Origin of the sequence: Butyrivibrio hungatei DSM 14810, assembly GCF_900143205.1 — a bacterium.
GTDB lineage: Bacteria > Bacillota > Clostridia > Lachnospirales > Lachnospiraceae > Butyrivibrio > Butyrivibrio hungatei.
This window is the reverse complement of sequence record NZ_FRDH01000013.1, coordinates 55158-81918: the sequence shown is the minus strand read 5'-3', so window position 1 is coordinate 81918 and position 26761 is coordinate 55158. Positions and strand designations below refer to the sequence as shown.

The window sequence follows — 26761 nt, the reverse complement described above, 5'->3', positions numbered from 1 at the left end:
ATGATATAGAATCAATATTAAGTACCACAAAGAAGCACGCTCCGTCGTGCTTTTTTGTGGCTTTGAGGACATTCTACCCTCCCATGATGATTACAATTAACGCTTTATTATCTATTTCTAAAAATATTTGGCCATTTTATAAACAGAAAATTATATATATGGTAAACTATACGATGGGAGTGGGTTTCATAAATTGTGAAATTTGCTACGAATTAGTTTTTGTTAAAAGAGGATATGAAAAGTGCCAAAGAAATTAAACGGAACAGTAATCGTAACATATAGATGTAATGCTCGTTGCAACATGTGCAACAGGTACAAAGCTCCATCTAATCCGGAGGACGAGATCTCAATCGAGACTATTAGGAAACTCCCTCCAATGTATTTCACTAATATCACAGGCGGTGAGCCATTTATCCGCGAAGATATCAAGGATATCGTCAGAGAGCTTCGCAAAAAGAGCGATAGGATCGTAATCTCAACAAACGGCTTTTTTACCGACAAGATAATTGACCTGTGCAAGGAGTTCCCTGACGTGGGAATCCGCATCTCTATTGAAGGTCTAGAGCAGACCAACAACGAGATCAGGGGATTACCTGATGGATTCAATAAGGGCTATACAACGCTCAAGAAGCTTCGCGAGATGGGACTTAAGGATGTTGGCTTTGGTATGACAGTTCAGGATAGAAACGCTCCTGACCTCTGCGAGCTATACAAGTTATCAGATGAACTTGATATGGAGTTTGCTACAGCCTCTCTCCACAACAGTTTCTACTTTGTTGAGGCCAAGAACATCATCCATGACAGACCTATGGTTGCTGAGAACTTTGAAAAGCTCATCAACATGCTTCTTAAGTCCAAGAGCCCTAAGAAGTGGTTTAGAGCATACTTTAACCACGGCCTTATCAACTATATTTATGGTCAAAAGAGACTTCTTCCCTGCGACATGAGTTTTGATACCTTCTTTATCGATCCTTACGGCGATGTTATGCCATGTAACGGAACCAAGGATAAAGAAGTTATGGGAAATCTTAATAGACAGTCATGGGACGAACTATGGAATTCACCAGAGGCTGAGCACGTTAGAAACGTAGTTCGTCACTGCGACAGACAGTGCTGGATGATTGGTTCAGTTTCACCTGCTATGCACAAGTATATCTGGACACCTGCTCTTTGGGTAATCTGGCACAAGTTCAAGGCTCTTTTCATGAAAAAGCCTTATTCAATGTATGAGCTTAAGTGCGTTCGTGACCTTAGAGACGGCAAGGTTACCAAGCAGCAGCTTGATAGTTGCAGTACCTGCGACTTTAATGCAGTTGCAAATGATGGACTTAAAAAGTGATTGGAGAATGACGTGAATAGACGAGGCATTCGTTATCCTGCAAAGAGAATATTGGTACTAGATGAGCTGACGCTTATAGTGGCGTTTTTTGCGACCTTGGCTATAAGATATCGCGATACCTTTAGGTATTGGACCACATTTTATGACGGACTATATATCAACTTTCTGATTGTTTTGTGTCTGGTGCAGGCGTTGGTATTTTTGGGATTTGATAAAAGGAAGAAATCTATCTTCGAAATGGACCCAGTAGAAAACCTCATGTCTGTAGTTAAGAGCAAGGTCATCCTCATAGTTCTTGGACTTCTTTATCTCTATGCCACACAGCGCGGTGAACAGTCATCAAGATTTGTGGTGGCTGGAGTTTTAGTCCTTAGCATAATCTTTGGATTTGTGGCAAGGATGATCTGCAGGAAGAGTTATCTTAAGAATCATGACTTGAGTGCAGAATATAAAACTCTGGAAGTTACGTCTGACGAAGACGCGGCTGAGGTAATCGCTAAATACCATCAGGGTTCCTACAACGATGTGCTAGTTCATGTAGTAAGCGAGGGGTATGATAATCTCCTCCGCAAACTTGACCGGGAAGGAATCCGCACTTTCATCGGTGCCACAGCCCTTGATTACCAGGTTCGCTCAGGCATAATCTCAGACATTAACGGCTATGCTTCAATTCCTGCTTCTGTAAGATCAGAGCGTTTTAATTTATTTGGTATCAACTATGCAGTTTCTCGTACCGAGGAGGCAGTCCTTCATGTGATGCGTCATATCAAGGAGCTTTCTGGCGAATATATCTGTTTTTCAAACGTGCACACATCAGTTATGGCTAGAGAGGATGCTAGTTACAGGGATGTCCTTAACGGCGCAGCCTTTGTTTTTCCTGATGGAACACCTATTGCAACCCTTGAGCAAAAGAAGGGCTATGTAGGGGCAGAGCGTGTGGCAGGACCTGACTTTATGGAGCACATGTTCAGGGATACTCAGGATGGCAGGCTTTCACATTTCTTTTACGGCGCATCTCAGGAGACTCTGGATGCCTTAAAAGAGAATCTCTTAAAGAAGTACCCTGGCATCGACATTAGAGGCATGTACTCTCCACCATTTAGAGCACTTTCCGAGGAAGAGGACAGAGCTGATGTTAACCTCATCAATGGCTCTGGTGCAGATATTATCTGGATCGGTCTTGGGGCACCAAAGCAAGAAAAATGGATGAATGCTCATAAGGGCGAGATAGGCGGCGTTATGATGGGTGTTGGTGCTGGATTTGACTTCCATGCTGGAACTATTAAGAGAGCACCTAAGTGGATCCAGAAGATTGGCCTTGAGTGGCTCTTTAGACTATTTCAGGATCCGGGAAGACTTTTTAAGAGATACTTTGTAACAAATGGCAAGTTTATCTGGTATTTTCTGACAAATAGAAAATAATTAAATTAGCACTGTGGGGGAATTTCATGGCAGATGCAATTAAAAAACTAATTTCAGATAGAAGGCAATTGGGAGAAGGTATATACCTTCTCTATTTTGCGCTTATGGTGGGAGCAAGGGCAGCAGGCCTTTACGAAGGAATGACCATCTATAACATCTCCCTAGTACTGGGCCTTGGACTCTTTGTTCTCAAGATGATAGTAACTCAGCATACGGTAAAAGAATATGTGGTAGCGGCTCTTTTCCTGGCTCTTGGCGGAATTGTCTATCTTCATACCGGAGAAAAGGGGCTATTTGTCTGCTTTACCATGATGCTTGGAATGAAGGGCGTCTCTAGTATCAAAGTTGTAAGGTGCGGAGCTATCGTTGCAGGTGTCATCATTATCTCCAAGATCCTACTTGGAGTTTTTGGACTCACATCAGAAATATATTATCCACAGGAACGAGACGGCGTGGGGCTTATGTTTAGGCACGCTCTTGGTTATGCACATCCTAACACTCTGCACATGAATGTCCTGATGCTGACCATGATGCTGATGTTTCTTTTAACTGTGGCACTTATGAGAAATCATGACGTTAACACCCAGAGGATGTCTAGGTTTGTACTTATCTTAGCTTCAGTTATGGCCTTTATGTTCAATGTATATATTTTCCTGTATTCAGGCAGCAGAACAGGGCTACTAGCTAGCTTCATATATCTTTTCATAAATGCGTATCTGTACCTTAGAGGCGGGATTGGCATATTTGAAAAGATCTGTCTATATATTTCATTTCCATTTGTATGCTTTATTTCAATTGTTCTGCCATTTTTACTTGATGGTGATCTTTTTGAGTTTGTTGATAGAACAGTGTTCACAACGAGATTTTCTCTTGCCAGATATTTCTGGAGTAACAACCACATTTCTCTTTTTGGAATAAGGCTTGTTAATCCTCAGGAGAATTTAAAGACTTACGGAATCGATATGGCTCAGCTTTATCTCTTTTTACAGCTTGGTCTTGTGGCCTTTGTGGTGATAGCTGCACTTACTATCTGGTTTATCAACAGGGCTATCAAAAAAGATATGAGAGCAGAGCTTTCAGTTCTCATGGGAATGCTGTTTCTTGGCATGTGGGAGCCTCTTTTATACAACCTTGGTTTCAAGAACTTCATATATGTTTTCATGGGCCAGCTTCTTTACGAAGCTCTAAGCGGCGCTACCTTTACTGAGTCTGAGTGCACAGAAAAGAGTCTTAGCTTCTTCCAGGATATTAATCCAGAGCTTATGAAGACCACACTTTCTATAATCTCAATTTCGCTTGTAGTGGGAATTGTGGCATCAACTCTTTATCTAACATCCACTAGGACTCCTGACTATCTCTATGGTGACAGGGAGCAGAGTGAAGCTGGTGAAAGCTTTGGCATGGATCCAATGTATATTTCCGAAACTGAACTTGCTCAGATTGAAGGCAGGGGCAATATTGTCATTGGCTATGTGGATGAGACCGTGCCTATGTATCAGTTTGGCCCGGAGATCGCGGAGATGGAATACCAAAAGCGCGCCGTTAGTTTTGGCGTGTGGAGCGGTGCTTTTGCCATGATCTGTTTGCTTCTTTTAAATAAACGTAGAAAAAGGTATAATGCTAACGTATGAGTAACAAATATAAAACACTTCAAACATACCTGCTGTGGATGATCGACATGGCATGTATCATAGTAAGTTACGTATTTGCCACATGGCTCAGATTTAATAGTAAAAGAGACTACGGAGACAAGACACTGCACTACATGGTGTGCGTTGTTTTTCTCCTGTTTTGTACTGTCTATGTTTTCCTTGCTGACTGGAACAGGGATTTTATCATTCGTGGATATTTCAAGGAACTTATGGCAGTTATCAAATACGTAGGACTGATGCTGGTTGCAAGTCTTGTTATCGTTTACTTTCTGCAGTGGTCGGGCATTCTCTCCAGATTTGTTATTGGTAACTTTATCTGGATGGATATTGTCCTTACTTATGTAGCGAGGATCCTTTTTAAAAATGTCTTTAGAAGGCACATTTCAAGCGCGTCCAACGCAGTTCGTGTTGTTGTTGTGGCTGAAAGAGAGCTTATGGAGGCTACTATAGGCAAGCTCCTTGCTGAGTCTGATGGTGTTGGATACAAGATTGTAAGGGCCTACAGTGCAGATGCAGACAAGGTTCTTGAGAGTTATGCGGCCAAGAAGTCCGGGACCAAAGAGCCTTTAGAAGACTCTGCTTCCAAGAAATCAGATGGTGAGTGGTACATCGGAGATATCCACATCCACGAAGGCATTCAGAATCTTACATCAAGGCTTATAACAGATCCTTTTGACGAGGTATTTATCAATACACCTAATATTCCTCAGAGAGCTATGCAGGATATCATCCTTGGCTTTGAGGAGATGGGCGTTACAACCCACTACAATCTTGAGCTTCCTAGCATTGGCAAGGCCAACACCCAGTTTGATGACTTCCTTGATTATTCAGTCATCACCTACACCATGCACAAGACCAGCTACAAGAGACTTTTTATCAAAAGAATCATCGATGTCATCGGCGCTTTGGTAGGACTTGTCATTACTGGAATCATTACCCTTTTCCTTGCGCCTGCTATCAAGCTTGATTCTCCTGGTCCTGTTTTCTTTTCACAGACCAGAATTGGTAAGAATGGTAGAAGGTTCAAGATCTATAAGTTTAGGTCTATGTACATAGACGCTGAGGAGAGGAAAAAAGAGCTGGAGTCTCAGAACGAGATGAAGGGTCTCATGTTCAAGATGGAGAACGATCCTCGTGTTACTAAGGTTGGAGCATTTATCAGAAAGACCAGCCTTGATGAGTTCCCTCAGTTTTTGAACGTCCTTAAGGGAGATATGTCCCTTGTGGGAACAAGGCCGCCAACAGAGGCTGAGTTCCAGCACTACAATGAGCATTACAGACGTAGGCTCTCCATGACACCAGGTCTTACAGGACTTTGGCAGATCAGTGGCAGAAGCGACATCGAGGATTTTGACGAAGTTGTTAAGCTTGACCTTAAGTACATCGACAACTGGAGCCTTACAGAGGATTTCAGCATCCTGCTTCAGACGGTTTATGTAGTTCTTTTTGGCAAGGGAGCTAAATAAGAGAAAAGTAATATTTGCTAGGGATACATTGGCAAGAAAGTGTAGATATGTTAGATAAGAATATTGATTTAAATGGAAAAAGAGTATTAGTAACAGGTGCGGCGGGATTTATTGGATCTAATCTGTGTAAAGAGTTATTAAAAGAGTTTAAGGACATTCATATTTATGGAATTGATAATATGAATGACTACTATGATCCAAAGATTAAGGAGCAGAGACTTAAGGAAGTATTGGAGTTATCTGCAACTAAAGGTGATGAAGAAAAATACGCTGAGGATGATGCTCCATTTGTTTTTGAGCGTGGAAGTATTGCAGATAGAAATGCTATCGATGATATCTTCAAGGAGTTCAAACCAGAAGTAGTCGTAAACCTTGCTGCACAGGCAGGGGTTCGTTACTCTATTGAGAATCCTGATGCATATATCGAGGCAAACCTTATTGGTTTTTATAACATTCTTGAAGCGTGTCGTCACTCCTATGATGCAGTTAAAACTGATGCAAATGCAGACTACAAGGGAGTTGCACATCTTGTTTATGCTTCAAGCTCCAGCGTTTACGGCAGCAACAAGAAGATTCCTTACAGCGTAGAGGATAAGGTTGATAATCCGGTATCTCTTTATGCTGCAACCAAGAAGTCTAATGAGCTTCTTGCTCACGCATATTCTAAGCTCTACGGAATTCCTTCAACAGGACTTCGATTCTTTACAGTTTATGGACCTGCCGGAAGACCAGATATGGCATATTTTGGATTCACCAATAAGCTTGTAAAGGGTGACAAGATCAAGATTTTTAACTATGGTAATTGCAAAAGAGACTTCACTTTTGTTGATGATATCGTAAAGGGCGTTGTAAATGTAATGCAGGTGGCACCGGCAGAAAATGAGAATGGTGTTAAGTACAAGGTTTACAACATCGGTAATAATGATCCTGTTAATCTCCTTGATTTCGTGGATATCCTTCAGCAGGAGCTCATAAGTGCAGGAGTTCTCCCTGAGGATTATGATTTTGAAGCTCACAAGGAGCTTGTTCCTATGCAGCCTGGCGACGTTGAGGTTACCTATGCTGACGTCACAGCTCTTCAGGAAGATTTTGGATTTAAGCCAGCAACACCACTTCGCGACGGCCTTAGAGCTTTTGCTAAATGGTACAAAGAGGTTTACTGTTAATGTTTAGTTATGAAACTCCCAAGTGGAATATTAAGTTTGATGCCAAAAAGCTCAGTATCTTTTTTACATGCATATATGTACTGAGCCTTATTCCTATGCTTGTTTTGGGATTCTATGATTTCCCGTCAGCTGATGATTTCTCAATGGCTATGCAGCCTCATCACTATTTTGTAGAAACAGGTAATTTACTTGGAACCTTAGGAGTATGGCTTCAGAAGTCATATTATGTGTATTCGAATTATGAAGGATACTTCTTTTCTATAATGCTAACATGCATTTGTCCTGTAATATTCGGTGAGGGCTTTTATGTTCTGACTCCCTTTATTATTCTAGGAATGCTGACTTTCGGCGTGTGCTACTTTTTTGACGCCCTGTTTGTACGAGTTTGGAAGCTGGATAAAGACCTTACGAATATAGTAAGGATGATCGTTTTAACAGTAATGGTTCAGTGCATTCACGGAGAAGGCATCCGCGTAGAAGCTTTCTATTGGTACGCTGGAGCCATTAACTATACATTTACCTTTGGAATGGCATTTTTCTGGCTGGGACTTCTTCTTCGTTCTATTTACGATGAAGACGAGAAATCCAGAAAAAGAAAGCTCATCTGGGCTAGCATCTGGGGCTTTTTCATGGGCGGAGCCAATTATCTTACAGCCCTTGAACTTGCAATCTGCTCAGTGATAGCTCTTTTCCTACTGATCATGATAAGATTCATGAAAAAGAGCTCCTTCAAGTTGGAAGGCGTATCTGATGCCCAGCAAAAGAGCTTTGGATACATCTGGATTCCTACAGTACTTAATCTTATTGGCTTTGGATTTGCCTGCTTTGCTCCAGGAATTGCCACAAGAGCTCAGGAGACTAATCAGACTGGACCTGTAAAAGCAGTTTTTTTATCACTGTATTCGACCTTTGATGTAATGATGAATCAGATGCTGAGATGGGAGATCCTGGTAGCTTTTGTACTCCTTATTCCTATTTGCTGGAAGCTTGCAGAGGGGCTTAAACAGAGATTAGAGCATCCGATCATGTTTGGGCTTTTTGCTTTCCTTATGGTTTCATCAAATGTTACACCGCCAATCTATGCGGTATCTAACTTTGATGCAGGGAGACTCAGGGCTCTGGCATTTTTTGAGTTTGTGTTCATGATGAGCCTTGTGATGTTTTATTTTACGGCGTGGATGAGGCAGCACATCCTGGGAGCCAACGGTAGCAGTGTTGCAGGAGCTGATAACAATGAAAATAAGGACGGTAGCAAGCTCTTTTCACATGCATCATCCATGATGATAGCAATATGCGTAGTCTTCATTGCTCTTGGTTCTGAACTCTGCGTGATTCCTGAGAGAGACTATTACTGTGCCACATCGGCACTTAATGATATAATGAGTGGAGATGCGTCCAAATATCGCGCAGAGAACATGGAGAGACTTTCTATTCTCAAGGATGATTCAGTAAAAGAGGCTGTGCTTGAGCCACATACTGTCCGCCCGGAAATGCTCTTTTACCAGGATATAACATATGATGCAGGCGAGTGGATAAATTACGTAACGGCAGATTATTACTACAAAGATAAGCTTTATATATTTAATGAGAATGAAGAGGAATGAGGGATTAGGTAATGCAGGAAATTAAAGAACCATACAAGCTATTGGAGTTTAAGGAATACGGCGATGAGAGAGGAAACCTTGTTGTTGCAGAAGGTTCAGGCTTTGATATTCCTTTCGACATCAGAAGAGTCTTTTACATGTCAGGCTCTGACCCGGATATCAGACGAGGCATGCACGCAAACCGCTATACGAAGTTCGTTTTGATCAATGTCAGCGGCAGCAGTAAAGTCCTTGTGGACGATGGTCACAAAAAAGAGATAGTTGTTCTGGACAAGCCTAGAATGGGCCTTTATCTCGGACCAATGGTATGGAAGGAAATGTACGACTTTTCTCCTGATTCAGTTCTTTTGGTATTGGCAAGTGAGCACTACATCGATAGCGAATATCTTCGTGATTACGATGAATTTATAGAAGAAGTTAAAAAGGGAGAAAACTAAGAAGTACTATGAGTAAGATTTCTATTGTTATTCCGGTTTATTGGAACTCCGATACACTGGAGATGTTATACGATGACATGAAGGAAAAGATCCTTGGACAGATCGGTGACTACGAGATCGTATTCGTAGATGACGGCTCTGGCGACAATTCCTGGGAGATCATTCAAAAGATCGCAGCAAAGGATCCTAACGTAGTTGCAACCAAGCTTTCAAGGAACTTTGGAGAGCACGCAGCTATCCTTGCTGGACTTTCAGTTTGTACCGGTGATTGCGCAGTTACCAAGCAGGCTGACCTTCAGGAAGATTCAACACTTATTCTGGACCTCTACGAGAGCTGGAAGAGAGGCAACAAGGTTGTCCTTGCTATCCGTGGTCAGCGCGATGAGAACCCTGTCAAGAAGTTCTTTGCAGGCTGCTACTACTGGCTGGTCAGAAAGACAATAAATAAGGATATGCCTCAGGGTGGATGCGACTGCTACCTTGTAGACAGAAAAGCCATAGAAGTTCTGAAGCTTATGGATGAAAAGAACTCATCCCTTACCCTTCAGGTTATGTGGATAGGCTTTAAGACTGAGAAGATCTACTTCCACAGAAAGGACCGCGAGGTTGGTGAATCCCGTTGGACCCTTGGTAAGAAGATCAAGCTTGTCGTTGACTCTATGATGAGCTTTTCATATTTCCCTATCAGATGCATGGCAACACTTGGATTTTTCTTTGCCCTCTGCTCTCTTATCGGAATCATCATGGTCATCAGAGAGAAGATCGTGACAGGAACTCCTATCCTTGGATATGCGTCCCTTATGGCGGTTATTCTCTTTGGATTTGGCGCTATGTTCATCATGCTCTCAATTTTGGGAGAGTACATCTGGAGAACTCTTGAGGAGTCAAGAAAGCGTCCTCCATTTATCATTGATGTTGTGAAAAGACATGACGATAAAGAGTAAACACGTGTAAGTTGATATGTATATGTGTATATGAATGTATGTATGGAGAAATGTACATGTATAGATATGGAATATAGAAAGGCGAAAAGTTATGGATAAGATTATGCAGAGCCGTATGGATAGAGGCTTTGAAAGATATCAGGATGAATATGAAAAGAAGGCTCTTGAAGTCCTTCGCTCAGGATGGTACATCCTTGGCAAAGAGGACGAGGCTTTTGAAGAAGAGTTTGCAAAGTACATCGGAACCAAGTACTCAGTTGGACTTGCCAGCGGACTTGATGCACTTTGGCTTGCATTCAAGGTTCTCGGAATAGGTGAGGGCGACGAAGTGATCGTTCAGGGTAACACATACATTGCCAGCGTTATGGGTATTACGATCAACGGCGCAAAACCAGTTATCGTTGAGCCTGATGAATATTATCAGATCGATGCTGACAAGATTGAAGAAAAGATCACAGATAAAACTAAGGCAGTTCTTGTTGTTCACCTTTATGGTCAGGCTGCCAACATGACTAAGATCGTAGACATCTGTAAGAGACATAATCTCAGACTTGTTGAGGACTGTGCTCAGTCCCATGGCGCATGCCACAATGGCCAGATTACAGGAAGCTTTGGTGATTTTGGATGCTTTTCTTTCTATCCATCCAAGAATATGGGAGCTTTCGGCGACGCAGGTGCTGTTACAACCAATGATCCTGAGCTTGCTCGTCTCATGAAGATCTACAGAAACTACGGTAGTGAGAAGCGTTACTACAACATGGTAGTAGGTGCTAACTCAAGACTTGACGAGCTTCAGGCTGGACTTCTTAGAGTTAAGTTAACTCACATGGATGAGATCACCAAAGAAAGAGAAGAACTAGCAAAGGTTTACACTGATGGCATCAACAATGATCTTGTTATCAAGCCTGTTGTCCGCGATGGTTCAACAAGCGTATGGCATCAGTATGTTCTTAGAGTTCCTAGTAAGTTTGATGAAAACGGTAAGCTTATAGGCGAGAACATGCGTGACAAGTTCAAGACTTATCTTGAGGAGAAAGGCATCACAACAATCTGCCACTACCCAATCCCTCCTCACAGATCAGAGGCTTATGCTTACCTCAATCTTCCAGAAGGTAGCCTTCCTATTACTGAGCGCTACGCTAATGAGGTTATCTCTCTTCCTATTTACACAGGCATGTACAAAGAAGAGCAGGAGCGCGTAATCGAGGCTGTTAACAGTTTCAAGGGTTGACGCTTCGCTTCGGAGAGAACGTGTATGGCAACAAGTTAAGGGATGCGTTTCGGCAGAGAAGAGCTTGGAATTGTGCTACGGAATGTATAGCGGCGGTGCTTGGCATTGTGTTACGGAATATATAGCGGCGATGCTTGGCATTGCGTTACGGAATATATAGCGGCGATGTTTGGCATGCGGATTGCTTTAAAAATTTAAAAAAGGCATGCCAAAAACAGCAAGATTAAGGTTTGCCGGCATGTAAAAAGCAAGAAATAATTCCCAAAGGCATGCCAATACCTTATAAAACAAGCTCAAAATGGCATGCAAAAAGTTGTAAAATAGCCCAAAGGCATGTTGAACTTGATAACAAGTTAAATGCGACACGTAAAAAGATAGTAATAAGCATAAATACATGTCAGGACAGGTATTTTTTTGTATTTTGACCATTTAAGGGCTTTGAAAAACGTCAGTACTTAGGTGCTGTTTTTTAGCACCATAGTACTGCTACGTTTTTCACAGAGCGAGAGCGTCCCGCAAATGATCAAAATACAGAAAATGCCGTACGAAAGGATATTATGAATATAGTTTTATTGTCTGGTGGAAGTGGTAAGAGACTTTGGCCACTTTCAAATGATGTCAGATCCAAACAGTTTATAAAGATGTTCCACCCTATTGAAGGTGGCGATGAACTTGAATCTATGGTTCAGCGTGTATATGGTCAGATTAAAAGAGCTGACGCAAACGCAACTGTAACTATCGCAACCAGTAAGTCACAGGTTTCTGCAATTCACAATCAGCTGGGAGATAAGGTTTCAGTTTGTGTGGAACCAACCAGAAGAGATACATTTCCAGCTATTGCTCTTGCAGCAGCTTTTTTACAGGACAAGCTCCATGTATCAAGAGATGAAGCAGTTATCATCTGTCCAGTAGATCCATATGTTGATGATAGCTACTTTGATTGCTTCAATGAACTTGAAAAGATGGTAAAGTCCGGTGACTACAACTTAAACCTCATGGGCGTTGAGCCAACCTACCCATCAGAGAAATACGGCTATATTCAGCCTGAGAAGTCAGAGCACATCAGCAAGGTTTCAGCATTCAAGGAAAAGCCTGATGTAGAGACTGCTCAGAAATATATTGACGAAGGCGCCCTTTGGAACTGCGGTGTTTTCGCATTTAAGCTTGGATATATCATCGATAGAGCTCACGAGCTCATTGATTTCAAGGATTATCAGGATCTTTTTGACCACTATGAAGACTGTAACAAGATAAGCTTCGACTACGCAGTAGGCGAGCACGAGACTTCAATCGGAGTAGTTCGCTATTCAGGATCCTGGAAGGATATCGGATCATGGAATACTTTTGCAGAAGAGATGCATGAGAACATGATCGGTAAGGGTGAGATGGATGAAGATTGCGTCAACAGTAACGTTGTAAACGAGCTTAATATTCCTATCATTGCTATGGGCCTTAAGGATATGGTGGTTGCAGCTTCTAACGACGGTATCCTTGTTGCAGACAAAGGTAGATCAAGCTTTATCAAGCCTTATGTTGAGAGACTTACTCAGCACATCAGATACGCAGAGAAGTCCTGGGGATCATTTACAGTTGTTGATGTTCAGCCGGAAGCTTTAGTCATTAGAGTAGTTCTTTTACCAGAGCATAGGCTTCACTATCACAGCCACGAACACAGAGACGAAGTGTGGACTGTTATGAGCGGCGAGGGAACTGTGATCCTTGATGATGTCAAAAAAGACGTGAAGGCCGGAGACGTGATCTCTATAAAGGCAGGTCAGAAGCATACTGTTATTGCAAAGACTGAACTTGTACTGAATGAAGTTCAGGTGGGAAAAGAAATCAGCGTCGAAGATAAGGTAAAGTATGATTTTCCAGAATAAATAATAGGAGAACAGATGAAGAAAGAATTAGGAATTGATAAGTTTATCAAAAATCTAATAAGTAAATATCTCTTTGAAATCTGCATGCTTGCAATGATCTTTGCTGCTACAGCTATCAGATGCAGGTTTGCTTCAGAGACAACTCTTTCTCCTGATTATGAGAGCTATTACAAACCTTGGGTGGATTTCTATAGAGAAAACGGCATTATCAAAGGCCTTGGTAACGCTATTGGCGATTACTATGTTCCACTTAATGTGCTGTATGCTCTTTGTAGTCTCCTTCCTGTGGAGCCATGGATTCCACTTTCAGTAGTGACCTATGTTTGCGAGATGTTATCTGCATGTTCTATTTTTGGAATCTTCTATGTCCTTACAGGACGCAAGCACCACTCTATGTTTGCAGGAGTTGCTACACTTTTCCTTCCATTCGTTGCCTTTAACGGTTCCCTTTGGAAGCAGGTGGATTCCATCTATACTTGTTTTATATTGATATCCATTTACCATATGTTAAAGCAGCACTACAGAGCAACCTTCATCTGGTATGGAGTTGCCTTTGCAGTAAAGCTCCAGTCTGTGATCTTTTTGCCGGTTCTCATAATTCTCTATATTACTGAGGGTTTCCACAGCTATGACAAAGTGGTCAAGGACGCGCAGGCTAGAAACAGCTTTAGCATCCTGGAATTCTTATGGATTCCTGCAATTTACTTTATTGCCGGTCTTCCGGAAGTTCTCTGTGGAAATGGCCTTAGGAGAACCTACCTTTCATACCTTTATCAGACAAGGGAACTTGATTCTGAAGGCTATGGAATGGTTTCATTTTTCCCAAATCTATATAATTTAGGTCTTGATGATTATGACAGTCTTCTTTCAACAGCGGCTATCATGCTGACTTTTGCGGTGCTTGTCATCATCACCTACACCTGCTACAGGAAAAAGGAAAATCTTGATAAGAGAACAGTTCTTTATCTTGCCATTTGGACAGCCTGGACCTGCGTTGTGCTCCTTCCTGGAATGCACGAGAGGTACGACTATTCAGTACTGCTCCTTCTGACTCCTTTTGCGATCCTTCTTAGGAAAAAGATCCTGTGGCCTATGCTTATTGCAAATATCTGCTCCCTTGCTGTTTATGCAAAGACTTTGTTTAGAGCAGGTGACCTTATAAATATGCCGGTAGTATCACTTTTCTACGTGGCAGCGTACCTTTATGTGACCATAGATATCATGAAGCTCATAAATGGCGATACTGGAGAAAAGTACGGTGAAGCTTAAGAAAGTTTTTTTTAACATAATATTATTCTGCCTGATGGTGGCAACTCTGACTGTGCTTGGAGCCAGCATTCTCACTACTATCACCTATGAAATGCATGTGGATGTGGATTTCCCTCATTACTCTAGAGAGAACATTCCGCTGCTCCTGATTTCATTGATACTCGTATTTGGAATCTTTGCTTTTCTTAAGTCAAAAGATGTATTTACCAGCAAAAAGATGATCGGCTTTGCTCTTATCTTTTGCATCGCCTACTGTCTGATGCTGATCCTTGTGATAAAACCTCAGCCCGTTAATGATTCCAAGACCTTGGATGATATAATAAATGCCTTTATGGCAGGGGATTATTCGTCCTTAACTCAAAAGGGCGGTTATTTGTTTATTTGGCCTTTTCAGCTTGGCTATGTCTATTTTGGCCAGCTTGTATGCAGTATCTTTGGAACTGGAAATTATCTGGCATGGGATATACTGCAGCTTGTTTCCATCGTCATCACAGTAGACCTCATCTACAAGATGACCTGGGAGATGTTTGAAGATAGAGAGATCTGCGGTATCATGGCTCTTATGTCCGCAGGGTGTCTTTTTTTCTATAATTATGTGACCTATATCTATGGCGACATCCTTAGTATGGCGCCGCAGACCTTGGCTCTATATTTCATGATCCTTTATATGAAAAGAGATAAGGTTAGATACGGGCTTCTTTCAGGCATTTTCATTGCTATAGCCGTTATGTTAAAGACAAACTGCGAGATTGCAGTTATTGCACTTATAATGATGGTGCTCCTCCACACTGTTAGAGAGCACAGGCTTGCTAACACTGTAGGAAGAGATGTCAAGAGAACAATAGTTATCATTGCGGCAATGCTGATCATGGTATTTGGCATCAAGACAGCTGTTAATACCCATTACTGCGCACTTACCGGCCTTGAGGAGATTCCGGCAGGCAGCCCTTCGGTATCCCACATAGCTATGGGACTTCAGGAAAGCTACCTTGAGGATGGATGGTACAACGGCTACAACTACCGCGTCTTTGATGAAAATGACTATGATACAGACAAAACCAAAGAGGCAGCGATAACTGAGATAAAGAGACGATTAGCTCTTTTTACAGAGCATCCATTGTACGGAGGAAGGTTCCTTGCAAGAAAGTTCCTGACGCAGTGGGCTGACCCGGTTTGCATCTCGACACACAATCTTGACCTTGTATCAAGGCATGTTGATGATCAGCCGGCCTTTTGTAAGTCTCTGGTCTTTGGTAAGACCAATTCGATTTTACGATGGATCATGAATGTATTTATGACCTTTTGTTATTTTGGAATTGTGGTATACTTATTTAATGTTTTAGAAAAGGGTGAAGTTTCAGATTCAGAAATGCTGATACTGATACTTATATTTGGCGGCATTATGTTCCATGAATTCTGGGAAGGATCATCGAGATATGCCATGAGATATTATGTTTACTGGCTCCCATTTGCTGCATTCGGCATCAGGGAAACGCTGGACATGATCTCCAAAAAGCTTAAAAGATAAGATTAAGAATATAAAGAATATTAGGAAGTAGGTTTTAGTTATGCCAATAAGAATCAATAGTTTCATGGGTAAGTTTGGATGGTTTGCAAGGAAGCATTTCCCAATGCTTGCAAGTAACGCTTACCTTAAGTTACAGTTTGCTACAAGAAGCAAGTCTCAGAAAAAGTACTGCGATTATTTCCTTAACGCAGAAGAAATTCCAATGCCAAATGTAGTAAATATCGAGACTATCAACAGATGTAACTCCACATGTTCATTCTGTACAGCAAACGTAAACGCAGAGTGCAGACCACTTGCCAAGATCGACGACGACCTTTACAAGAGCATTATTGATCAGCTTGCTGACTGGGGCTACAAGGGACATCTTACACTTTATGGAAATAACGAGCCATGGCTTGATACCAAGATTGTTGAGAGACACAAATACGCAAGGGAGAAGCTCCCTGATTGCTTTATCTTCATGTCAACAAACGGATTGATCCTCAGTGTAGACAAGCTCAAGGCAATCAAACCATATATCAATCAGCTCATCATCAACAACTACTCAATGGAAATGAAGCTCCACAAGAGTATTCAGGAAGTATATGACTACGTTAAGGCTAATCCTGAGGAGTTCAAGGATCTCGATATTCAGATCCAGATGAGATACCTGCAGGAAGTTCTTACAAACAGAGCAGGAAGTGCTCCAAACAAGCAGGAGACAAAGAAGGTCATCAAGGAGACATGTCTTTTACCATTTACAGACATGTGGATCATGCCAAATGGCAAGATGGGTCTTTGCTGTTGTGACAACTTTGAAAAAACTGACTTTGGCGACCTTACGAAGATGACTCTCAAAGAGGCGTGGGGAAGCGAAGCCTTCCAGAAGGTTCGTAGAGCAATCGCAGAGGGCAGACAGAATTATCCATTCTGTAAGCACTGCGACTTTATCGATGCAGGCTTCCGTATGCAGCTTGTAAACGCTATCCTGAGTGGGGACCAGGATGCTGCCAATAAGCTTGGCGGACACGAGCGTATGAAGATCGGTAAAAAGAACAACGAAGACGACAACATTAAGTAAAAAGTATTTGGGGCTAAGAATATGAGGAGATTATCCATTGGTAAGTTCATAGTATTTCTGTTTCTCTTATTTGTTGTGATTTTTTATTCCGCAATTGGAGAGAATAGTTATATTGCCATCCAGGATAATCTTGACCTCTTTCAGGCCCAATTTGCAATGCTTCAAAATACAGGGAGCTTCTTTGCACAGTATGTGCATGCTCCATTTCTAGGCGGTGTATCAAGAGACGTGCTCCCAAGTGAGCTTTCTTTGTACACTGTCCTTTTTATGTTTTTACCACCTTTTGCAGCCTATGTTACAGGATATGTCCTTAAGGTCATCATTGCTGTATTTTCAATGAGGCTCCTTCTTTTAGAGGTTATCTATGAGAAGACTGAAGCTGGCAAGAAGTATGGAAATTTCAGTATCAATCCGGTTTTCTATGATGATCATGTTGATAATTTTGCTACTTTAACAGGTCTTTTGTATGGCGTACTTAATCTTTTCCCGGCTTTTGGGATTCCATTTGCGTCAATTCCTTTGATCATATTTTTACTTATCAAAGCTTATAGGGCGGGAACAGAAGCTAAAGGCCCGGGAGCTTCCTTTAAAAAGAGCTTTAAATGGCTGTTTTTGATCTTCTTATTCCCATTTGTTTCCTATTTCTCATATATTGGATTCTTTATCCTGGGATATTTGTTTATAGCCATCATCTGGCTCTGGATCAAGGACAAAAAGTTTTCTTTTAGCCTTTTATATGCGCTGATCTTCCTTACTATTGGAAATGTGGTATTCGAGTACAGACTCTTTTACCTGATGCTATTTACTGACACGCCAACTATCAGAGAGACTATGGTCCAGACTTATCTCTCTGCTCCTGAAATATTGGGGGAAATGGGAAATATTTTTGTTAACGGCATGATGCATGTTGACGACCTTCACAAGTTCTTTATCATGCCTATCTGCGCAGTTTACTTCATTTACCTTAATGTGAAGTACATAATTGACAGAGATTTTGAGGGTATCTTTACTGATTACTTTAATCTTGGAGTTTTGATCCTTGTATTTAACTGCGTGGTTTACGGCCTTTACTATTCAGAGCCTGTGGAGTTTGTGATAGAAACGCTCCTTCCTCCACTTACGGGCTTCCAGTACAACAGGACAATCTTCTTTAATCCGTTTATCTGGTGCGTTCTTTTGTTCATCATCGTTTACAGATGCTATAAAAAGAACTCTGACAACAAGTTTAGAAGACATAAGTCAAAGGGCGCTCTGAACTTCATGCTCTTTATGCAGTATGTTGTGATCCTTGTGGCTATAGGCATAGTTCTTTTTACTCCTACAAGATACAATGACCTTTATAGAACAGCTCTTTTGACAGCAAGACAGGAACTGTTCCATCACGAAAACGATGACCTTAATTATAGAGAGTTCTATTCAACAGAGCTCTTTGACAAGATAAAAAAGGACCTTGATTACAACGGCGAGGATTACTGCGTTGCCTATGGTATGCATCCTGCAATCCTTGAGTACAACGGCTTCTACACACTTGATGGCTATCTGGGATTCTATCCTCAGAGCTACAAAGAGAGATTTAGAGAGGTTATTGCACCGGCCCTTGAGAGAATGGAGCCTACAAGACTTTACTACGATGATTGGGGAGCAAGGTGTTATCTATACTCTGGCTCTGACCTTTCAATAGTCATGGCAACAAAGAGTATGACTGGTGTTACAGATACAGATATTTATATCAATGCACAGTCACTTAAGGACCTTCATTGCAAGTACATTCTATCCAGGATTGAAATCTCTAATGCCGAGGAAACAGGCATTGAGCTTATTGGAACCTATGAAGATAAGAGCTCACCATATACTATTTATGTATATGGATTTCCGGAAACTTGAAAGAAGCTAGTGAAATCCTGATTGGTTGTCATTTGATTCATTAGAGGTTACAATAATTAAGCTACAGACTTGAAATACAAAAATTTTTTGCAACTGGCAAAATAGATGATAAAAGAGGTACAGATGGATAAGATCGCAGTTTTGATTCCATGCTACAACGAAGAAAAGACAATTGGTAAGGTTATCAGAGATGCCAAAAAGGCACTTCCTGAGGCTACCATATATGTTTACAACAATAACTCCAAGGACCGCACAGCTGAGATCGCAGAGGCTGAGGGTGCTGTAGTTCGCAATGAATACATGCAGGGCAAGGGCAATGTTATAAGGAGAATGTTCCGCGAGATCGATGCCCTTGTATATGTAATGGTTGACGGTGATGACACATATCCTATGGAGTCAGCACCTGAGATGGTTGACCTTGTTCTTAACCACAATTCAGATATGGTTGTTGGTGACAGATTATCAAGCACCTACTATCAGGAAAACAAGAGACCATTCCACAACTTTGGAAACAATCTCGTAAGAGGCAGCATCAACAAGCTCTTTGGATGTAACATCAGAGATATCATGACTGGCTTTAGAGCATTCAGCTATGAATTTGTTAAGACATTCCCTGTTCTATCAAAGGGATTTGAGATTGAGACAGAGATGACTATCCACGCTGTCTACAATAACATGCAGATCGACAATGTAGTTATTGACTATAGAGATCGTCCAGAAGGATCAGAGTCCAAGCTCAACACTTACGCTGATGGATTTAAGGTCCTTAAGACTATTGCAAGACTTTACAGAAGCTACAAGCCATTTGGATTTTTCTCAATCCTTGCTGGTCTTCTTGCTATCCTTTCAGTTATCTTCTTTGTTCCAATCCTTCAGGAATACTGGGCAACACATCTTGTTCCAAGGATCCCAACACTTATCGTGTGCTGCTTTGTTATGATGGCTGCGGTACAGAGCTTCTTTGTAGGAGTGCTTCTTTCTACAATGGCTATCAACAACAGGAGAGAATTTGAGATGCAGCTGAACATGCTTCAGAGGCACAAAGAGACGGATTATTCAGATAATGAAAAGTAATAATAAGAAATTAGTTTTAAATGCATCAAAAGACTTTATATTCAGTGTACTTGCGCTGGTAATCTATAACGGTGTCCTTCAGCTTCTGATCTACCCAAGACTTGAGACTTATGTTGGGGCGGATGCTTTTGGCACCGTTCTTTATTTGATATCAGCAGTGTCCATCATGGGCGCAGGTTTTGGTACCGCTGGCAGTTACTCACGTATGGTAGCCAAAAAAGACAGAACAGAAGCAAACGGTGATTACAACCTTTTCCTTCTGATCATCACCCTGATATCGATACCTGTAACTATAGGTTCACTTATTGCGATCCATAGCCTTGATCTTATCCAGTTTATCTGGGTATTTGTGCTGATGGCTATAACTGTTGCCAGATACTATTCTGATGTTGAATACAGGATGAACATTAAGTTCCTTGATTACTTCCTGTTCTTCACATCAGTTTCTTTGGGTTATATCCTAGGCCTTAGGTTATATAGATACACCGGCAACTGGGTTATTACAATCCTTACAGGTGAAGTCTTTGGTATCATCTACACCGTGGTAAGAGGCAGGATCTTTAGGGCGCCATTTACAGAAATTTCCAGTAGCTTTAAAGAGAATATGAAATCTCTTTTCTTTATATCTGCCAGTAATTTGCTGGGTGCACTGATCCTTCATTCAGACAGGATCTTATTAAGACTTGCGGTTGGTTCAAGGGAAGTTACAATTTACTACACAGCAAGTCTTGTGGGTAAGATCGTAGCAATGCTCACAACTCCGCTAAACGGCGTTATCATAAGCTATCTTACTAACTACAAGATAGAGCTTAATAAAAAGAGATTTGGAATCATCGCAGCAGCATTCCTTGTGCTTACAGTTATTGGAGCTATCTGCTGCACAGGAGTATCATATCTTTTTGTACAGATAATGTATCCTGATGTTTTTGAGGAGACTGTTCCATATTTCTTTGTGGCAAACTTAGGACAAATCCTTTACTTCATATCAGGTTCACTTATGGTCATCATCATGAGCTTTTCTGCTGAGAAACTGCAGCTTCTTATAAATGCAGTTTACGCGGTAGCTTTCTGCGTAGTAGTTATTCCTATGACTTACATACTGGGACTTCCCGGAATAGCTTACGGACTCGTTATTGTTAACCTTGTGAGATTTGGATTTACCATGATCCTTGGCATGAAAAAGCTTAATAAGATTCAAAAGGAAACTATTGGCACCGATAATTAATTATCGAAATAGTGTTAACTTCTTAAGACTTTCTTAAGATTAACAGCAGATTTCCTTAATTTTTTTGCTTTTCTATTTCCAAATCCGAAACAAGTGGTAGAATGAGTTTTGTTAGGAGGAATTAAAAGGATGAAAAGAAAACTAATGGCTGCAATAGCAGTTATTTCAACAATTACAATAATGGTATCTGGTTGCGGCCTTAAGAATAATGATGTTCAGACAGCAAATGAGTATGTGGGAGATGAGGCTTCTAATGAAGATTCTGCAGAGGATGATGCAGCTTCAGTTAGCTCAATCGTAGTTATGGAAGGTCTTGCAGAGCCTACTTTTGAAGAGTCAAGCGCTTCTGCTTCTACATCAACAGTTGATAAGCAGGTAGCGGCTGATGAAGATCAGACAGTTATGGTATTCTTTGGAGATAGCCAGATGGCAAGCGGAAGAGGAGATGGAACAGATATCCCTTCACTTGTTTCTCAAAGAGTTCCTCATTCAGTAGTTTATAACCTTGGTATTGGTGGTACTACAGCAGCTCTTGAGGCTTCATCATCATCAGTTGATCCAGCTACTATGAATTCAGATAGCTTCATCGGTATGGCTTATGCATACTCAGGACAGGCAGATAGAAATGCAGTTCTTGCAAGCCATCCGGAAGTTCTTGAGACTATGAACAAGATCGATCCTGCAAAGGTTGATTACTATGTTATCGAGTATGGTGCCAACGATTTCTTTAGCGGCAACCCTATCGATTACACCCAGTATGATGGAGACAACAGAATTCATGCATATTATGATGCTATGTGCGCAGGTATTGATATCTTAAAGAAGATGAGCCCTGATGCCAAGATCATTATCATGACTCCATTCTATGGAATCTACAAGGATACAAACGATGCATTTATCGGTGATACATATGTTGTAAGTAACGGATATGGCACACTTGCTGATTACGCCAAGAAGGCCAAGAATGTTTCTGAGGATGAGGGATGCATCGACTTTGACGGAATGTTCAGAGAGCACTCAGATCTTTATCTTGATACTGCTGAGCAGTACCTTATAGATGGTGTTCACCTTACACTTACAGGTAGACAGATATTTGCAAGACTTCTTGCTCATATCCCTAATTTCTACGAAGGCTATGAACCATACGCTTACCTTGAGCGTGATAACATCGAAATTGCTAATTTCGATCCTGATGAGTACTTCAGATTCAGACATGATCTTATGCAGCAGTATTATCCAGAAGCTTGGGCCAAGATGCAGAACGGCGAGTATCTTCTTGCACCACCTGTAACTCAGGAGGAAATTGATGCTTCATCTGTAGAGGCAGCAAATGAGTCAGCCCAGGAACAGCAGCAACAGTAAGTCCACAACCTAAAATTTTTGGTATTTAACCTGCTTCCATCAGAAAACATGGGAGCAGGTTTTTATTTTGCTTTGGTAGTGTACTAAAATTTGAACAATGTCTTTATATAAGGTATACTACTTATGTTTGAAAAGATTAATTTACGATTGAGGATAAAGGAATGAAAAAGGTTGTAATAATTGGGGCAGGTCCTGCAGGTTTAACTGCAGCATATGAGCTTTTGTCTAAATCTAAGGACTATCAGGTGGTGGTTTTTGAGGAGACAGCAGCTTTTGGTGGTATTTCCAGGACTGTAAATTACAAGGGAAATCGTATGGACATGGGAGGACACAGATTCTTTTCCAAGGTTCCAGAGGTAAACGAGTGGTGGGAAAAGATGCTTCCACTTCAGGGCAAGCCTGCATACGATGACATTGCGTTAGAGAGACAGATGGAGCTGGCTGATGGCGGACCAGATCCTGAGAAGACTGACAAGGTTATGCTGAAGCGTAATCGTGTATCCAGAATCTTCTTTGACCGCAAGTTCTATGATTATCCTATATCTCTTAAGGTTGAGACCTTCAAGAATATGGGACTTCTTAAGACTATAGCATGTGGCTTTTCATATCTTGGGGCTATGATCCACAAGAGAGAAGAGAAGTCTCTTGAAGATTTTTACGTTAACAGATTTGGTAAGAAGCTTTACTCAATGTTCTTTGAGTACTACACAGAGAATCTTTGGGGCAGACACCCATCTGAGATCGATCCTTCATGGGGCGCTCAGAGAGTTAAGGGTGTGTCTATCATGGCAGTTCTCAAGAATGCTCTTAACAAGAAGCACGGCAACAAGGACGGCAAGGTAGAGACTTCACTTATCGAAGAGTTCCATTATCCAAAGCTTGGACCTGGTCAGCTCTGGGAAGTAACAGCTCAGCAGATCAAGGAGCTTGGCGGAACTATCGTTATGAATGCTAAAGTTACCAAGATCCGTAAGAAGGGCGATCACATCGTTGGTATCACATATCTCATGGATGGCAGTGAGATGGAGATCGAAGGTGATATCTTCATCAGCTCAATGCCTGTTAAGGACCTTGTAGAGGGTATGAATGATGTTCCTGCAGATCCACTTAGAATTGCTAAGGGTCTTCCTTACAGAGATTACATGACACTTGGTGTTCTGGTTCCTAAGCTTAACCTTGAGAACAAGACCAAGCTCAAGACTATGGGCGGCATCGTTCCAGATAACTGGGTATACGTTCAGGACAGAACAGTTAAGATGGGTAGATTCCAGATCTACAATAACTGGTCTCCTTATCTGGTAAAAGACCTTGAGAACACAGTATGGGTAGGTCTTGAGTACTTCTGCTTTGAAGGTGATTCAATGTGGAACATGACTGAAGATGAGTTTGCTAAGATGGCTATCGATGAGATGGTTACACTTAAGCTTATAAACAGCCCTGATGAAGTTCTTGATTATCACATGGAAAGAGTTAAGAAGGCATATCCTGCTTACTTTGATACATATGCTGAAATGGACAAGCTTGTTGATTACCTCAACACGATTGACAACCTCTATTGTGTAGGACGTAATGGACAGCACCGTTACAACAATATTGACCACTCAATGTGCACATCTTTTGAGACTGTTAAGAACATCTTGAGTGGCGAGACAGACCGCAGCAACATTTGGAATGTCAACACAGAAAAAGAATACCATGAAACAACTGAAGAAGTTTCAGATGAAGTTCAGGTAGATTAAGTTTTTGAATTTAGTAAGTTTATGCGGTGCGTGTTATCGCACCGCATTAGTTATGTTTTAGAGGATTATTATGAAAAAGATCAGTATTTTGATTCCCTGCTTTAATGAAAGTGAAAATGTAGAGGGAATATCTGCAGCAGCAGAAAATGTATTAAAGACAGAGCTTCCACAGTATGATTACGAGATCGTATTTATCGACAACGCATCAACTGATGGAACAAGAGACAAGATTGAGAAGATCTGTGAAGGCAACAAGAAGATCAAGGCAATCTTTAACGTTACTAACTTTGGACAGTTTAACTCTCCATTCCACGGCATGTGCTCTCTTGATGGAGACTGTGTTATTCCTATCTGCGCAGACTTTCAGGATCCGGTTGAGCTCATTCCTGTTTTTGTAAAAAAGTGGGAGGAAGGCCACAAGATCGTTAGTGGTGTTAAGTCTTCAAGTAAGGAAAACGGGTTTATCTATTTCCTTAGAACCATGTATTACAAGACTATCAAGAACATGTCCAGTGTTCGCATGATCGAGCACTTTACAGGATTTGGACTTTATGACAAGACCTTCATCCAGCTCCTTAGACAGCTTGATGACCCAATTCCATTTATCAGAGGAATTGTTGCTGAGTACGGTGAAGGCTTTAACATGACAACAGTTGAGTACGAGCAGCCACAGCGTAGAGCAGGCAAGACCCACAATAACTTCTATACCCTCTATGATGCAGCAATGCTCAGCATTACATCATACACTAAGGTTGGACTTCGTCTTTGTACCTTTGCAGGCTTTATCTGCGCACTTATAGATATAATTGTGGCTTTTGTATACCTTATACTTAAGCTCACACACTGGTATAGCTTCCACGCAGGTTATGCACCAATGATCATTGGTATGTTCCTTATCGGCGCTATACAGCTGTTTTTTATCGGACTTATGGGTGAATACATCCTTAATATCAATACACGAGTAATCGGCAGACCAATAGTTGTAGAAGAAAAGAGAATAAATTTCGATGAGTAGTTTTATTTCCCTGTACTTTTTCATATTCTTACCGGTTGTAGTATTATTTAACTTTGTCATTCCAAGGAAGTTCAGATATATCTGGCTCTTTGTGACCAGTATCTGCTTCTATGGCAGCATAGATCTGGGAAGTACCATAGTCCTTGCGGCAGTTATCCTGCTGACTTATGGTGCAGCTCTTTTGATGGGAAAAAGTGATGAAGGCAAGAGAAAGCTGGTGCTGACAGGTTCACTGGTTCTGACTATTGGAACACTGGTAGTCTTTAAGTACCTTGGATTTATTGTTGGTACCTTTAAGGGGCTTACAGGCGGCGATGCTTCAGATAGCGCTATCAAGCTTCTTGCGGTAACCGGTATCTCTTTTTATATGTTAAAAGCAATCGGATATCTCATAGACGTTTACAGGGAAGATATTCAGGCTGAGAGGAATGTGGTAAAGTATGCACTTTTTGTTTCATTCTTTCCACAGATCCTGTCAGGACCTATTGAAAGAGCTGGGAAGATGCTTCCACAGTTTACTTATCCCCTTACTGTTGATTACGATAGGCTTCGTGATGGATTATTCCAGATGTTATGGGGATATTTCCTTAAGATGGTGATTGCAGACAGGCTTTCTATCTACGTTGCGGGAGTTTATAGTAATCCAGCCGGTGCTGTGGGATTTACAGCATTTATGGCTACTATCTTTTACACATTTGAGATCTACTGCGACTTTGCAGGATATTCCCACATTGCTATCGGTATGGCAAGGATTCTGGGAATTGACGTTATGAAGAACTTTGAAAGTCCATATCTTTCCGGAAGTATTGCTGAATTCTGGAGAAGATGGCACATATCTCTTAGTACCTGGTTTAGAGATTATCTCTATATTCCACTTGGAGGTAACAGAAAAGGCACCGTTCGTAAGTACCTGAATGTCCTTATCGTATTTGCAGTTTCAGGACTTTGGCATGGAGCTGCCTGGACCTTTGTATTCTGGGGATTTTTACACGGAGTATATCAGGTTATAGGATATCTTTTAAGACCTGTCAGAGACTTCCTTGTAGATACCTTCAAGGTTGAGAGAAGAGCTTTTTCACACAGGCTCATTAAGATTGTTGTTACGTTCCTTCTTGTGAATTATGCGTGGGTGTTCTTTAGAGCATCCAGTATGGCACAGGCTTTTGCGGTTATAAAGAATAGTTTGGTATTCACTCCATGGCAGATCATGGACCAGAGCCTTTATTCATACGGCCTTACAAGACTGGATTTCCTAGTTGCGATCCTTGGAATAATGCTGGTTATCCTGGTTGACATTGCAAACTACTACGGAATTATTGTAAGGGAAAAGATAATGAGTCAGGGAATCTGGGTTCGTTATCTGATCGGACTTGTTGGAGTACTTATTATCCTGATCCTTGGAATCTGGGGACCTGGATACGACGCAGGAAGCTTTATTTATCAGCAGTTTTGATGATGGGAAAA

At 41.3% G+C, this 26761-nt stretch carries 20 protein-coding genes; all 20 read left to right on the top strand.

The window, feature by feature from the left end; all coding sequences use genetic code 11:
• The first annotated feature begins 241 nt into the window (after positions 1 to 241).
• The 20 genes from BUA02_RS13900 (at position 242) to BUA02_RS13805 (ending at position 26750) form a co-directional block, all read left to right on the top strand.
• Positions 242 to 1339: a radical SAM protein gene (locus tag BUA02_RS13900; RefSeq protein ID WP_072705302.1), complete on the top strand. Its 1098-nt coding sequence runs from the start codon at positions 242 to 244 to the stop codon at positions 1337 to 1339.
• Positions 1340 to 1351: 12 nt separating this feature from the next.
• The gene (locus tag BUA02_RS16120; RefSeq protein ID WP_242946515.1) at positions 1352 to 2761 is read left to right on the top strand and encodes a WecB/TagA/CpsF family glycosyltransferase; all 1410 of its coding nucleotides are present in this window, start codon (positions 1352 to 1354) and stop codon (positions 2759 to 2761) included.
• Positions 2762 to 2787: 26 nt separating this feature from the next.
• A complete protein-coding gene (locus tag BUA02_RS13890; RefSeq protein WP_072705299.1) occupies positions 2788 to 4392 on the top strand; it encodes a hypothetical protein in 1605 nt (534 codons plus the stop codon).
• Positions 4389 to 5879 (top strand): sugar transferase, encoded by a 1491-nt coding sequence (locus BUA02_RS13885; protein ID WP_072705296.1) that lies wholly within the window; start codon positions 4389 to 4391, stop codon positions 5877 to 5879. The genes BUA02_RS13890 and BUA02_RS13885 overlap by 4 nt, the downstream gene beginning before the upstream one ends.
• A 47-nt stretch (positions 5880 to 5926) precedes the next feature.
• Positions 5927 to 7045 carry an NAD-dependent epimerase/dehydratase family protein gene (locus BUA02_RS13880; protein ID WP_072705293.1) on the top strand — a complete coding sequence of 373 codons (1119 nt, stop codon included), beginning with the start codon at positions 5927 to 5929 and terminating at the stop codon, positions 7043 to 7045.
• The gene (locus BUA02_RS13875) at positions 7045 to 8649 is read left to right on the top strand and encodes a DUF6056 family protein (protein ID WP_072705290.1); all 1605 of its coding nucleotides are present in this window, start codon (positions 7045 to 7047) and stop codon (positions 8647 to 8649) included. The genes BUA02_RS13880 and BUA02_RS13875 overlap by 1 nt, the downstream gene beginning before the upstream one ends.
• 11 nt (positions 8650 to 8660) lie before the next feature.
• Positions 8661 to 9086 (top strand): sugar 3,4-ketoisomerase, encoded by a 426-nt coding sequence (locus tag BUA02_RS13870; RefSeq protein ID WP_071175303.1) that lies wholly within the window; start codon positions 8661 to 8663, stop codon positions 9084 to 9086.
• A gap of 8 nt (positions 9087 to 9094) precedes the next feature.
• Positions 9095 to 10030, top strand: a complete 936-nt coding sequence (locus BUA02_RS13865; protein WP_072705287.1) for a glycosyltransferase family 2 protein — start codon at positions 9095 to 9097, stop codon at positions 10028 to 10030.
• A 91-nt stretch (positions 10031 to 10121) separates the two neighbouring features.
• Positions 10122 to 11261: a DegT/DnrJ/EryC1/StrS family aminotransferase gene (locus tag BUA02_RS13860; RefSeq protein WP_072705284.1), complete on the top strand. Its 1140-nt coding sequence runs from the start codon at positions 10122 to 10124 to the stop codon at positions 11259 to 11261.
• A 557-nt stretch (positions 11262 to 11818) separates the two neighbouring features.
• Positions 11819 to 13141: a sugar phosphate nucleotidyltransferase gene (locus BUA02_RS13855; protein WP_072705281.1), complete on the top strand. Its 1323-nt coding sequence runs from the start codon at positions 11819 to 11821 to the stop codon at positions 13139 to 13141.
• Positions 13142 to 13156: 15 nt separating this feature from the next.
• Positions 13157 to 14410: a hypothetical protein gene (locus BUA02_RS13850; protein ID WP_072705278.1), complete on the top strand. Its 1254-nt coding sequence runs from the start codon at positions 13157 to 13159 to the stop codon at positions 14408 to 14410.
• Positions 14400 to 15938: a glycosyltransferase family 39 protein gene (locus tag BUA02_RS13845; protein WP_072705275.1), complete on the top strand. Its 1539-nt coding sequence runs from the start codon at positions 14400 to 14402 to the stop codon at positions 15936 to 15938. Before BUA02_RS13850 ends, BUA02_RS13845 begins: the two co-directional genes overlap by 11 nt.
• Positions 15939 to 15978: 40 nt before the next feature.
• On the top strand, positions 15979 to 16998 hold the full coding sequence (locus BUA02_RS13840; protein WP_072705273.1) for a radical SAM/SPASM domain-containing protein: 1020 nt from the start codon (positions 15979 to 15981) through the stop codon (positions 16996 to 16998).
• A gap of 21 nt (positions 16999 to 17019) precedes the next feature.
• On the top strand, positions 17020 to 18882 hold the full coding sequence (locus BUA02_RS13835; RefSeq protein ID WP_072705270.1) for a DUF6044 family protein: 1863 nt from the start codon (positions 17020 to 17022) through the stop codon (positions 18880 to 18882).
• A gap of 123 nt (positions 18883 to 19005) precedes the next feature.
• Positions 19006 to 19956, top strand: coding sequence for a glycosyltransferase family 2 protein (locus BUA02_RS13830; protein ID WP_072705268.1), 951 nt, complete (start codon positions 19006 to 19008; stop codon positions 19954 to 19956).
• A complete protein-coding gene (locus BUA02_RS13825; protein WP_072705265.1) occupies positions 19946 to 21181 on the top strand; it encodes a lipopolysaccharide biosynthesis protein in 1236 nt (411 codons plus the stop codon). The genes BUA02_RS13830 and BUA02_RS13825 overlap by 11 nt, the downstream gene beginning before the upstream one ends.
• Before the next feature lie 129 nt (positions 21182 to 21310).
• Positions 21311 to 22543: an SGNH/GDSL hydrolase family protein gene (locus BUA02_RS13820; RefSeq protein ID WP_072705262.1), complete on the top strand. Its 1233-nt coding sequence runs from the start codon at positions 21311 to 21313 to the stop codon at positions 22541 to 22543.
• 161 nt (positions 22544 to 22704) lie between these two features.
• Positions 22705 to 24282: an NAD(P)/FAD-dependent oxidoreductase gene (locus BUA02_RS13815; RefSeq protein WP_072705259.1), complete on the top strand. Its 1578-nt coding sequence runs from the start codon at positions 22705 to 22707 to the stop codon at positions 24280 to 24282.
• A gap of 70 nt (positions 24283 to 24352) precedes the next feature.
• The gene (locus tag BUA02_RS13810) at positions 24353 to 25297 is read left to right on the top strand and encodes a glycosyltransferase family 2 protein (RefSeq protein WP_071175315.1); all 945 of its coding nucleotides are present in this window, start codon (positions 24353 to 24355) and stop codon (positions 25295 to 25297) included.
• Complete coding sequence (locus BUA02_RS13805) at positions 25290 to 26750, top strand: MBOAT family O-acyltransferase (protein WP_072705256.1); 1461 nt, start codon at positions 25290 to 25292, stop codon at positions 26748 to 26750. The genes BUA02_RS13810 and BUA02_RS13805 overlap by 8 nt, the downstream gene beginning before the upstream one ends.
• Positions 26751 to 26761 lie beyond the last annotated feature (11 nt).

What these genes read in the sequence shown, in the direction of transcription:
- BUA02_RS13890 (WP_072705299.1), top strand. Translation starts at nt 2,788, where the DNA reads ATGGCAGATGCAATTAAAAAACTAATTTCAGATAGAAGGCAATTGGGA.
- BUA02_RS13885 (WP_072705296.1), top strand. Translation starts at nt 4,389, where the DNA reads ATGAGTAACAAATATAAAACACTTCAAACATACCTGCTGTGGATGATC.
- BUA02_RS13880 (WP_072705293.1), top strand. Translation starts at nt 5,927, where the DNA reads ATGTTAGATAAGAATATTGATTTAAATGGAAAAAGAGTATTAGTAACA.
- BUA02_RS13875 (WP_072705290.1), top strand. Translation starts at nt 7,045, where the DNA reads ATGTTTAGTTATGAAACTCCCAAGTGGAATATTAAGTTTGATGCCAAA.
- BUA02_RS13870 (WP_071175303.1), top strand. Translation starts at nt 8,661, where the DNA reads ATGCAGGAAATTAAAGAACCATACAAGCTATTGGAGTTTAAGGAATAC.
- BUA02_RS13865 (WP_072705287.1), top strand. Translation starts at nt 9,095, where the DNA reads ATGAGTAAGATTTCTATTGTTATTCCGGTTTATTGGAACTCCGATACA.
- BUA02_RS13860 (WP_072705284.1), top strand. Translation starts at nt 10,122, where the DNA reads ATGGATAAGATTATGCAGAGCCGTATGGATAGAGGCTTTGAAAGATAT.
- BUA02_RS13855 (WP_072705281.1), top strand. Translation starts at nt 11,819, where the DNA reads ATGAATATAGTTTTATTGTCTGGTGGAAGTGGTAAGAGACTTTGGCCA.
- BUA02_RS13850 (WP_072705278.1), top strand. Translation starts at nt 13,157, where the DNA reads ATGAAGAAAGAATTAGGAATTGATAAGTTTATCAAAAATCTAATAAGT.
- BUA02_RS13840 (WP_072705273.1), top strand. Translation starts at nt 15,979, where the DNA reads ATGCCAATAAGAATCAATAGTTTCATGGGTAAGTTTGGATGGTTTGCA.
- BUA02_RS13835 (WP_072705270.1), top strand. Translation starts at nt 17,020, where the DNA reads ATGAGGAGATTATCCATTGGTAAGTTCATAGTATTTCTGTTTCTCTTA.
- BUA02_RS13830 (WP_072705268.1), top strand. Translation starts at nt 19,006, where the DNA reads ATGGATAAGATCGCAGTTTTGATTCCATGCTACAACGAAGAAAAGACA.
- BUA02_RS13825 (WP_072705265.1), top strand. Translation starts at nt 19,946, where the DNA reads ATGAAAAGTAATAATAAGAAATTAGTTTTAAATGCATCAAAAGACTTT.
- BUA02_RS13820 (WP_072705262.1), top strand. Translation starts at nt 21,311, where the DNA reads ATGAAAAGAAAACTAATGGCTGCAATAGCAGTTATTTCAACAATTACA.
- BUA02_RS13815 (WP_072705259.1), top strand. Translation starts at nt 22,705, where the DNA reads ATGAAAAAGGTTGTAATAATTGGGGCAGGTCCTGCAGGTTTAACTGCA.
- BUA02_RS13810 (WP_071175315.1), top strand. Translation starts at nt 24,353, where the DNA reads ATGAAAAAGATCAGTATTTTGATTCCCTGCTTTAATGAAAGTGAAAAT.
- BUA02_RS13805 (WP_072705256.1), top strand. Translation starts at nt 25,290, where the DNA reads ATGAGTAGTTTTATTTCCCTGTACTTTTTCATATTCTTACCGGTTGTA.